The sequence below is a fragment of the Acinetobacter sp. DL27 genome (genome assembly GCF_055810995.1).
Window position 1 is genome coordinate 818863 of sequence record NZ_CM147947.1, and the last position, 11765, is coordinate 830627.

Below are 11765 nucleotides of genomic sequence, written 5' to 3' on the forward strand. Positions count from 1 at the left end.
GACATGGCACAGTTAAACAGTTTAGACGCTAAGGTGGTGTGGATTACGGGGGCATCTTCAGGGTTAGGTGAAGCACTAGCCAAAGAGTGTGCTTTACAAGGGGCAGAGGTCGTACTCACGGCAAGACGTTTTGACGAACTCGAAAAAGTTCGTGTCGGACTGCTCAATCCGGATCAACACATTTCCATTTGTGCCGACATTACCGACGAAGCTCAAGTTCGTCATGCCTATGAGCAAGTACTACAGAAAAAAGGTCGGATTGACTGGTTAATTAATAATGCGGGTTTAAGCCAACGTGCCTTGATTGCTGACACCAGCATGCAGACTGAACGTGCGATTATGGAAGTGGATTATTTCTCACAAGTGTTTTTAACCAAAACTGTTCTACCAACATTTTTAGCGCAAAAATCAGGTCGTATTGCCTTTGTTTCGAGTGTTGCGGGGCTATTGGGGACGCAGTACCGTGCCAGCTATTCAGCAGCCAAGGCTGCCATTCATATGTGGGCAAATAGCCTGCGTGCCGAAGTGGCCAATGAGGGCGTGGATGTATCGGTGATTTTCCCGGGCTTTGTTAAAACCAATGTTTCGTTTAATGCTTTAAATGGCGCGGGCAAACCGCAAGGTCATCAAGACGAAGCGATTGAAAATGGTTTAGAACCCGATATTTTTGCGCAAACGGTGGTGAGTGCATTGCTTAAAGGTGAAGAGTACATCGTAGTGGGTGGACGGAAGGAGAAAATGGGGGTTCTGGTGTCTCGTTTATCGCCTACAACGTTGTATAAAATGATTCGTAAGATGAAAGTGAAGTAAATTTAAAAAGGCAGGAGGAAACTAACTTCCACCTGCCTTTTAGGATCATATTGTTTCCATATCCCCCTATGCTTTGATAAGGGGACAGAGTTGCACTACTTACTGATTTTATTTAAATAATTTAAGAACAATTCCGCATTTTTCCCACGCACTTGCCAAGACATACAACGCACACCACCGCCCATATGACAGACATTAGAAGACTGTACTGGAACAACAGTACGTTTGGTTATGCTACGAATTTGCTGTAAAGCGACAGCATCCTCTTTAATCCCAAATTGCGGGAAGTAAATCCGTTCAGGCGTGACCAGCATATTGGTGTATAGGCCACATGCAGAACCAAATTTTTCATCGTAGATTTCGCTGCCATCATAAGGGGTGATGATTTCACGAATTTTAACATTGGGAATGCCGCGCTTTAAATCTGCTTTGAGTTGCTTGGCATAGTCGGGATCTTCAGGGTAAGAGTTAATCACTAAGGTATTTTGGTCGACAAAGCTGACTACGCCATCGGCATGCTCCAAGCCCCCTTGTTCATCGGCTTCAATGAACGCAATCTGCTTTGCACCTGTTAAAGCGATGAGTTTCTTGCGGGCTTCGCTTTCGGTGAGCTTGTTATCCGCTAGAAATTTAGTGCTGAGGACGACATTGCCATAACCATCTTCAACCCAGTTTCCGCCATCATTCAATAGTTTGCTTTGAGTAAACTGTAAGCCTGCTTTTTGACTATAGTATTTAAACTCGTCTTGCACTTCATCTGAAATGGCCTGACCTTTTTTAGCGCCACCTTGTCCTGCCGCCGTGTAGCGGAACATGACGGGTTGAGCAGGATTGGCGCTGGTGAAGTCGCGCATCCAAATGTCATGCATCGGTGCGATTGCCACATGCTTTTTGCCCAAGGCTTTGACATAGTCGGGGTAGAGGCCCTTGTCCGTCAGAACAACGACATTGTCTCCATTTTTAATAATTTTTTTTTGCATAATCGACGTGAAAATCAAAAATATCATCAATCATTTTTGCATAGTACGCATCATTACTTTGAGGGGATGCCAGTACAATTAATTCAGCTTTGGCTACAAGTGGAATCATGCTGAGTACAGCCATACTTATTTTTAGTGCTAAAGATTTCATTATCTGTGACCTATTTACAGTGTAGGTAATGTCCATTTTTATTGTGTTCAGTGTAGAGAATTATGCTCTAGTGAGCAATCTACCATCCGAATGTACGATAGAAGGTGAGCGAGCATGAGCTATTTTGAACGCTCATGCTATTTGAGTTTAGTGAATGGATGATTGGTCAATAGTCGCTGTTTAAGGACTTTGAATGGCAGTCCCATAAGCAAAGACTTCGACCATACCGCCTTGCATGCCCATTTCTGTGGTCGCCAGTCGCATACAAGCAATATGCGTTGCGCCGTGCTTTTCCGCTTCAAGTTTGAGTCGAACGATGGCTTCACGACGGGCGCGATCGATAACACTTTCATAGCTGGTGAGTCTACCCCCCAAAAAGTTTTGCACGGTCGCCAGTACATATTTGAAATAATCATGAGAAATCACAACATTGCTACTGATCATGTGCCCAGACTGCTCGAAGCTTACTTTGCGTAAATTACCCACAGTAATGTAAGCAAGACGCTTCTCATTTTGTTCAAGCTCCGCCAAATGTTTGCGTTCGTTATAACGACCAAAGCCAAAACCGACGCTAAAGAGCACGGCAAAGATCAGCAGTTGGAAAACTAAACTTTCCATGGCTTAGGCCTGTGTTGGAAATGGATCGGGGAGATGGTTGTCTAACGGTGTGACACGGACTGCAGTGCCATAAACAAATAACTCAGATGCACCTTGGGCAATATTTGAGGTTGAAAAACGAATACCTACAATGGCATTGGCCCCTAGGCCTTGTGCTTTCGCAATCATACGATTCATGGCTTCTTGGCGTGATTCTTCTAAAAGCTCGGTATAGGCAGTGAGTTCACCACCGACAATATTTTTTAACCCTGCCAAAAAGTCGCGCCCGACATGTTTACTTCGAACCGTACTGCCATAGACCACATCCAGTTGTTGGGAAATGCGATGTCCAGGAACAGACTCAAGGTTACTTAAAAGCATAATGTTCAATATTCAAATGATTTGATTATCTTTGAAGATAGGAAAAAGCCCAGCAAAAAGCAATAAAAAAGCCCACCGAAGTGAGCTTTTGATGTTGCAAACCTTAGTTTGCTGTTTTGTTGTATTTCACATCTGAAGATGAAGGTTGTTTCACCACTTGATCCGTCGTGTTGGCTTTTACACCGCCACCGAGGGTTTTATACACTTCAACTTGGTTGTTTAAGTTTGCTTGTTCAAGCAATAACAACCCTTGTTCCGCTGAGTACGATGTACGCTGTGCATCAAGTACAGTCAGGTAGTTATCGATACCTGCACGGAAGCGAGCAGTTGAAAGTTTATAAGTGGTGTTGGTTGCATCTACCAGACGACGTTGCGCTGCTAGACGGTCACCAATATTTTCACGTACTGCCAAGGCATCATTCACTTCACGGAAAGCGGTTTGAATGGTTTTTTCATAATCTGACAACGCAATTTTTTGGTCAGTTTCTGAAATCTTCACATTGGCACGACGTGTGCCCCAGTCAAAGATTGGAATATCCAAGCTTGGGCCAAGTGACCATACAAAGGCACCTGATTTAAACAAATCGCTTAAATCTGTCGATGCATAACCCGCTGTGCCTGTTAAGCTGATGGTTGGGTATAACTGTGCTTTTGCCGCACCAATGTTGGCACCCGCAGCAGACAATTGATATTCCGCAGCACGGACATCAGGACGATTATTTAACAAGTCGCTTGGCAAGCCCGCTGTCAACGCCGTACTTTGGGTAATACGTTTCACAGGTTGAGGAGACAATAAGTTTGCAGGAACAGGCTGACCCACCAACAGGTTGAGTAAGTTCTGTGCTTGTGCAAGTTGAGTCTTGTAGTTCGCAACGTCATTACGTGCAGTTTCAACCGAAATTTGCGCTTGACGCACAGGGACTTCGCTATCGATACCTACATCAAAACGTTTTTTGTTTAGATTGTACGACTCAAGCTGTGCTTTTAAGGTTTGGTCTGCCAGTTTTAAGTTGGCATTAGCAAACGAATAGCTCAGCCATGCTTGTGCAACCTGACCAATCAACGAAATTTGTGTTGCATCACGTGCACTTTGAGTCGCCAAATAGCTGTCTAAAGCATTGTCTTTTAAGCTACGAACACGCCCCCAAAAGTCTAACTCATACGCAGTTACGCCAAGGCCAACATTATAGGTTGTCATGGGTTTGTTGCTGCTGAGTGTATCTTGGCGAAGCACACTACCACTTGCACCAATGGTTGGCAGTTGGTTGTTTTCGCTAATTTGATACGCTTGCTGAGCACGTTGAATATTTAAAGTCGCCGTACGGAGGTCACGGTTATTGGCTAGTGCTAACTCGATGACTTGGACTAAACGCTGATCAGCAAAAAAGTCTTTATAGCCTTGTTCTGCAACAGATGGACCTGTCGTTGAACCAATATATCCTGTTGGGATATCCGCTTGAGCGACGGGTTCTGGACCACGCATGCTTTGACATGCAGTCAAAGCAAGCGCAAGTGCAGATACCGCAATGCTACGACCTGAAATAGACCATACTTTTTGCATCACGATGTTTGCTCCTGATTATTTTGTTTCTTAGGTTTGTATTTGAAAATACTACGAATCCAAACAAAGAATACTGGAATGAAGAAAATACCCAACAGTGTAGAACTAATTACACCACCAAGGACACCAAAGCCTACCGAGTGTTGACTACCTGCACCAGCACCTGTTGAAAGGGCAAGCGGAAGGACACCAAAACCGAAAGCAAGGGTGGTCATGATAATTGGGCGTAAACGCATTTTTGCAGCATGAAGGGTTGCATCAAACAAGTCTTCACCTTGTTCTTGCAACTCTTTTGCAAACTCTACGATCAAGATTGCATTTTTCGCAGAAAGACCAATCACGGCAACAATTGCGACTTGGAAGTAGATGTTAAATGACAGATTTGGATCGCCTTTGATGATCATACCTAACCACGTTAAAGTAAATGCACCAATAATACCAAGTGGTACAACCAGCAATACTGAAACAGGGATAGACCAACTTTCATACAATGCGGCAAGACATAAGAAGACGATAAGCATTGAAAGAACAAGCAGCGGAGCTGTTTGATTGCCCGAATCACGTTCTTCTAAAGATAAACCCGTCCATTCATAGTCGAAACCATCTAAGCCCATAGATGGTAACTTGCCAATGATTTCTTCCATCGCGAGCATTGCATCACCCGAACTAACGCCTGGTGCTGGAGTACCTTGGATGTTAGCCGAAGCAATACCGTTATAGCGCTCTAGACGAGGTGAACCATAAGTCCATTCACCCGATGCAAATGCAGAGAAAGGAACCATCGTACCTACGTTGTTACGTACATACCATTTGTTTAGGTCTTCCGGCATCATACGTGTATTTGAGTCGCCTTGAACATAAACTTTTTTCACACGACCACGGTCAACGAAGTCATTGATATAAGAACCGCCCCACGCCATGTTCATGGTTGAATTAATATCGGCAATACTTACACCCATTGCTCCTGCTTGCGCTTGATCAATGTTGATTTGATATTGCGGAGTATCTTCTTGACCATTTGGACGAACACCAGCAAGACGTTTGTCTTGTGCAGCCATGCCTAACACAGCATTACGTGCTGCAATCAGTTTATCGTGACCTTGACCACTAGCATCTTTTAACTGGATGTCAAAACCTGAAGAAACACCTAATTCTGGCATTGCAGGTAATTGCAATGGCATGATGTAAGAGGCGTCTTTCACAATCATATTCAATGCCATACCACGTTGGATGATGGCACCAATTTGCGACTCAGGTGTCGTACGCTCACTCCAGTCCTTCAATTTGATAAATGCAAGACCAGCATTTTGGCCAACCCCTGTGAATGAGAAACCAGAAACAGTAAAGATCGACTCTACATTTTCTTTTTCCTTGTTCAAGAAGTAATCAGTCATAGTTGTGATGACTTTATCCGTTCGTTCAAGGCTCGCACTTGGTGGAAGCTGAACTAAAGTCATGACGACGCCTTGGTCTTCATCTGGTAAGAATGAAGAAGGTAAGGCTTTATACAGACCGAATAAACCTGCAAGCACCAGTAGATAAACCACACCAGAGAATATTTTATGGTGCGTCATGCGGTTGACACCGCCTTGGTATTTCACGGCAACTTTTTCAAAGCTACTGTTAAACCAACGGAAGAAACGCGCAAAAATATTATTACTTTCTGGCTTGTTTGCATCATGTTGTTTTAACAAGGTTGCACACAGGGCAGGGGTGAAGGTTAATGCCACGATCAGTGACAAAATCATTGCGGTAACAAGCGTAATCGAGAACTGACGGTAAATAACACCTGTTGTCCCCGCAAAGAATGCCATCGGTACGAATACTGCGGTTAACACGCTCGTAATACCGACCAAGGCACCAGAAATCTGTTTCATGGACTTTTCAGTTGCCGCTACAGGGTCAAGATGTTCTTCGACCATGACACGTTCTACGTTTTCCACCACGACAATTGCGTCATCAACCAATAAACCAATCGCTAAGACCATCGCAAACATGGTGAGCGTGTTGATTGAGAAACCGAAGATGTTAATGACAGCAAATGTGCCCAATACAACCACTGGAACAGCCAATGTTGGAATAATTGTGGCACGCCAATTCTGTAAGAACAGGAACATCACAATAAAGACCAAAATGATCGCTTCAATTAAGGTTTTAACAACACTCTTAATCGAAAGTTCAATAAACGGTGTGGTGTCATAAGCCAGTTGATCTTTTAAACCATTTGGGTAGTTTTTACGAAGTTCACTGAGGCGCTTTTCTACAGCCGCTGCTGTATCTAGTGCATTTGCACCAGTTGCCAGTTTAATCGCAACACCGCCAGCAGCCTTACCATTAAATTTAGAGTCGAACTGATAGTTATCTGACCCGAGTTCAACACGCGCAACATCACTCAAACGGACTTGAGCACCAGAAGATGTATTTTTTAGAAATATATTCTTAAATTGTTCAGGTGTTTGCAACATACTTTGCGCATTGACAGTCGCATTCAGCACTTGACCTTGTACAGAAGGTGCACCGCCTAACTGACCTACAGCCACTTGAGCGTTTTGAGCACGAATTGCAGCAGCAATGTCACTTGGTGTCACTTGCAAACTGTTCATTTTCGCTGGATCTAGCCAAATACGCATCGCATATTGACCACCAAAGACTTGAATTTCACCTACACCAGCAACACGGCTCAGTGGTTCAGAAATATTTGAGTTTACATAGTCTTTAATGTCCGCCCCAGAAAGACTTCCATCTGGAGAGTAAAATGCAAGTACTTGCATAAAACTCGCACCAGACTTGGTCACTTTCACACCTTGACGTTGTACATCTTCAGGTAAAAGCGCTGTTGCAGATTGTAATTTGTTCTGAACTTGAACCTGTGCAATGTCTGGATCAACCCCTTGTTCAAAGTTCAAGTTGATTGACGCTTGACCATTACCCGCACTGTTAGATGAAATGTAACGTAAACCATCTAAACCATTCATTTGTTGTTCAATGATTTGCGTTACAGTATTTTCAACAGTTTGTGCAGAAGCACCTGGATAAGTTGCAGCAATTGTCACCACTGGTGGTGCAATTGTTGGATATTGAGCAACAGGCATTGTAGTTAGCGAAAGAACCCCCGCCAACATAACCACCAGTGCAATCACCCAAGCAAAAATAGGGCGATGAATGAAAAATTGAGCCATATTCGTCTACCCCTTATGTATTTGAAGTAGCTTTTTGTTCAGTTTTTGCACCAGCTTCTGTCTTTTTAGCATCCGTTGTTGGAGCTTGAGGTGCTGCTGCTTTAGGTTGATACGGTTTCGCAACAACTTTCTGTTCAGCTTTAACTTTTGCTATTCCGTCAACAATAACTTTTTCACCTGTTTTAAGGCCTTCAGTCACAATCCAGTCTTGGCCTTGAATACCAACTGTGGTGATTTGACGAGGCTCTACTACGCCTTTGTCATTCACAATCATTGCCATCGCTTGACCTGTTGGTGTGCGAGTCACTGCAATTTGCGGCACTAACATCGCATTCGGGATTACGCCTTGAACGATTTGTGCATTGGCAAACATACCTGGAAGCAGCAAGTGATTCGGGTTCGGGAACACCGCACGAATCGTCACAGTCCCTGTATCTGGATTGACACTGGCATCAGAGAACGCTAAGCGGCCTTCGATTGGATAGTCACTACCATCTTCAAGTTTCAGCTTCACACGCGTGTTGTTACTGCTGTCTAAGCTACCTTTACTCAATTGTTGACGTAAACGAAGAAGTTCAGAGCTTGATTGGTTGATATCAACATAGATCGGGTCTAAACGTTGAATCGTCACCAATGGCTCTGTTTGGTTTGCAGTCACCAAAGCACCAGCAGTAACTGTAGAGCGGTTGGTTTGACCTGAAATTGGAGAGCGGATGGTTGAGTAACCTAAGTCCACTTCAGCATTTTTAACTTGAGCACGTGCTGCTGCCACTTGTGCTTCAGCGACATTTACTTGACCCACTAAGTCGTCATAGTCTTGCTTCGCAACAGCGTTGCTTGAAACCAGTTGCTGATAACGATTCAATTTGGTTCTGAGTGTGCTTAAATTCGCTTCTTGTTGTAATAATGCTGCTTTGGCATTATCAAATGTTGCGCGGTTAGTACGAGAGTCAAGTTCATAAAGTGCCTGGCCTTCACGTACATAACTGCCTTCCGCAAACAAACGTTTTAGAATGATTCCACTCGTTTGTGGGCGAACTTCAGAGATTTCAAATGCCGTGGTTCTGCCAGATAACTCTACAGATTGTTCTACATTTTGCGGTTGTGCAACAATGACACCGACTTCAGTAGGTGGCATTTGTTGAGAAGCGCCAGCTTGCTGCGCATCCTTTGGATCTTTGCTACAACCAACAAGTGCAATACTCGTTGCTAATGCGCAAGCGGTAAGGGCTGGGGCCCAAAGCTTTGCCGATATCATTGTTCCACCTCGATTAGATTCTTATCTAAAAATAATGTGTATTTAATTGGGTATATCTGCCACACAAGATGTAAAGCAGTGAAATCCAGATAATACTAATGCTCCAACCTGCGAGAACGTCGGATGGGAAGTGTACTCCAAGATAGACTCTTGAAATTCCCATCATCAGCATCCATAAAATAGCAATGCATACAACATAACGATGTGCAGGAAATGGTCGACTTAAGAAAATGGCAAGACACGCCAAAGTGGCAGCATACATACTGTGCGCACTCGGAAAGGAAGCACCATAGCTCGTCACTAGGTGAAACATTTCTGGTGGGCGTGGTCTTGAAATTAGAAATTTAAGTAGCCAAGCAGAAGCAATACTTCCAACAACGCCTAAACCAATAAAAACAACATCTCTATACTTTTTATACCATGCACGATGGAAACACCATAGAGTGGTTAGAAATAATACAAACGGCATGCCACCGAGTGCCGATAAAAGTATTGCAAGTTTATCTATAGGCTCAGTTCTTAATGTGCTGAAACATTCGACCATCGCCAGATCTAAAGCGGTGAGTGGTTGAATGCTTAGAGCTAATACACTGATTATAAATAAAATAATACCGATAAAAAGCAACAAGTAAGGCATGCTGGAACTCGTGTCATTTCAACCGATTTAAGCGCGGTTATTTACTGGGTTAAAGTGTACTCATCAGTACACTTTAATTCAAGTGTTGATTAATCATGTATAAAATTTTGTTTACAGTGTAACAAGAGCTCAAAATGGGTACAAAATCATTTTGTATGGTGTTTTGTATTGTTCGAACTTTCATCAACTTCAAGAGGTACTTTGGGTGGCCAAAAGAAGTCACTTGGTCGCGTTAGAAAATGGGTTAAAACCAATTTTGCTAACGGTTTCCACTGTTCAAAACGGACCCGACGTGCACGTAAAGCCACAATAATCGTGAGAGTAAAACTAACAAATAAGTTCGTCAGACCAATAGCGAGTACTCCGAGGAAAGATACAATAATCAAGCCAATCTCAGGACTACCATTAATATTCATCAGGCCTTGAATGAAGTTTGCTGAAGCAAAGGCAATATGGCGAATATCTAGGGGTAAACCCAAAATATAACCAATGGTTCCCATACTTCCTAACATAATCCCGAACAGAAAATTACCCGCCAACGCACCTAAGTTACGTTCTATATAACCTGCAAATTTATCGAGCCGTTCTTGTCCCATGATGGTTTTGAGACGAGGGTGTGCTTTTAAACGAGGGCCAACTTTGCGATAAACCGCCATATTGTCAAAATAACCCGCCAAAAGTCCCGATAAAAACAAACAGACACCCGCAATCGCGGCGTGCGGAATGGCCAAAGAGGTAAAAGGGTTTAAGTCATGTAAGACTTTCGCCGCTTTTGCATGGTTGAGTAGCGGTTCATGCATGCCAGTTGCCCATGCCCACGTAATAAACGCGGCAACAGGAATGGCAATTGAGATATTGCCCAAAATAGCAATAAATTGGGTGCGAATAATATTAATAATCAGCGCTGCTAATTCAGCAATTTGCGCTGTTTTTGAACCTTTGCGCTGTTGTACTGTTGCCGCGAGTGCCGCCGCTGTCATTGCTGGTTGTTTGGTTGCCACGGTAAAGTGCAACACATGAATCAACATAAACCCCAATGAGTAATTCATGCTGTAAACAAAGGCTTGCATGAGCGGTGCCATGATCATCCGTGCAGACAATATTTTCAGGGTGGCCATGGTTGCAATGATGACACCGGCACCGGCTGCGGACTTATACATGGCTAAAAAGCCTTGTTTGTCTGTACTTACATAGTGTTCGCCCGTTTTACTGGCATTTTCAGTCACCTGTAAAGCAATCAATTCACTATTGGTCGTCAGTAAAGAGCGTACACTCCGTTCACTATAAATCGCAGCGGTAATGTCGACCAAGAGCAGGCTCACCGCTTCATAGTGTGCTTCGCCTTCTTCTACAATTAAATTGAGCAACAGTTCGACGCGGTCTAAGCATTGCTCAAGTAAGGAAATCAGATAGGTTAAACTGACACTGACCCCAATACGTTTGGTCGCACGGCGAATTTTCAATACCACATCACGACACTGCTCAATCATGACCAGTGCTTGAGAGGCGTCGGGTGGGGCAACCACACTCGAGGTTTCAGCTTCTTGATGTGCCTTTTTATACTGTTGAATGAATTCGACAATTTCGCGGTTCTGCACTAAAAAAGGCGATTCATATTCGGTCAGCTCAGGATGCGCATTAATAAACTCTGGATATAAACCAATACCACTAATCCGATAAGACAACACCGTAATGGCTTTAATCACTTCACTGCGAATTTTGACTTTTTCTTTTTGATTGGCATGCCCGTGATTGAGCAGGTTCAGCAGTTGTAGCCAGTCACTGTCTCGGATGTTATCGAGCCAATATTTATCACTTCGGTTGGGGAAAACGCGACGGACTAAATCTTGCAGTTGAGTTTCATCATTAATCAGTGGGAGAAAATGTGCCCCTAAACGCTGTGACAATTGGTTCCAAAACCCATCTAAAGACAAGATGCCTGTATCGGCATAAAGACTGGTTTGTTTATATTGGGAAATAAGCCGCAGAACAAAGCTTTGTAAGGTCGATGCGGCATCGGGAGTGATGAGTAATGCTTGAATGAGCGCTTGAAATTTTTGATGGATTTCATCGGTTTGATACGCATCTATTGGACGAATACGCTCCACCAACTCAATTAAAAGTTGATCATTTAAAACAGCTTGAGGTTGTTCAAGCTGTTGCTGCATTTGAGAGAAAAGATCATTAAATTTTATATGCATAGGCAAGTTA

Annotated in this window: 8 protein-coding genes and 1 pseudogene; 1 reads left to right on the forward strand and 8 read right to left on the reverse strand. The window is 43.5% G+C overall.

Translation table 11 applies throughout. From position 1 onward, the window contains the following. Positions 1-3: 3 nt before the first annotated feature. Positions 4-810, forward strand: a complete 807-nt coding sequence (locus tag AC0KVP_RS03915) for an SDR family NAD(P)-dependent oxidoreductase (protein ID WP_148825618.1) — start codon at positions 4-6, stop codon at positions 808-810. A gap of 95 nt (positions 811-905) precedes the next feature. Here AC0KVP_RS03915 and AC0KVP_RS03920 read toward each other — a convergent pair. The 8 genes and pseudogenes from AC0KVP_RS03920 to AC0KVP_RS03955 all read right to left on the reverse strand — a co-directional run bounded on the left by AC0KVP_RS03920 (position 906) and on the right by AC0KVP_RS03955 (position 11755). Further along, a pseudogene (locus AC0KVP_RS03920) lies at positions 906-1941 on the reverse strand (agmatine deiminase family protein). Between the two features lie 180 nt (positions 1942-2121). Beyond that, entirely contained in the window at positions 2122-2559 is a 438-nt protein-coding gene (locus AC0KVP_RS03925) for a YbjQ family protein (protein WP_473339131.1), read from the reverse strand. A 3-nt stretch (positions 2560-2562) separates the two neighbouring features. Then, positions 2563-2919 (reverse strand): YbjQ family protein, encoded by a 357-nt coding sequence (locus AC0KVP_RS03930; RefSeq protein WP_094148967.1) that lies wholly within the window; start codon positions 2917-2919, stop codon positions 2563-2565. Positions 2920-3022: 103 nt separating this feature from the next. Continuing rightward, positions 3023-4480 (reverse strand): multidrug efflux RND transporter AdeIJK outer membrane channel subunit AdeK, encoded by a 1458-nt coding sequence (adeK, locus tag AC0KVP_RS03935; protein ID WP_004695429.1) that lies wholly within the window; start codon positions 4478-4480, stop codon positions 3023-3025. After that, positions 4480-7659, reverse strand: a complete 3180-nt coding sequence (locus tag AC0KVP_RS03940; RefSeq protein WP_473339133.1) for an efflux RND transporter permease subunit — start codon at positions 7657-7659, stop codon at positions 4480-4482. The genes adeK and AC0KVP_RS03940 overlap by 1 nt, the downstream gene beginning before the upstream one ends. A gap of 13 nt (positions 7660-7672) precedes the next feature. Further along, positions 7673-8917: an efflux RND transporter periplasmic adaptor subunit gene (locus AC0KVP_RS03945; RefSeq protein WP_005400363.1), complete on the reverse strand. Its 1245-nt coding sequence runs from the start codon at positions 8915-8917 to the stop codon at positions 7673-7675. Positions 8918-8942: 25 nt separating this feature from the next. Then, positions 8943-9554: a phosphatase PAP2 family protein gene (locus AC0KVP_RS03950; RefSeq protein ID WP_005400364.1), complete on the reverse strand. Its 612-nt coding sequence runs from the start codon at positions 9552-9554 to the stop codon at positions 8943-8945. Between the two features lie 146 nt (positions 9555-9700). After that, the gene (locus AC0KVP_RS03955; protein WP_029575090.1) at positions 9701-11755 is read right to left on the reverse strand and encodes a site-specific recombinase; all 2055 of its coding nucleotides are present in this window, start codon (positions 11753-11755) and stop codon (positions 9701-9703) included. Positions 11756-11765 lie beyond the last annotated feature (10 nt).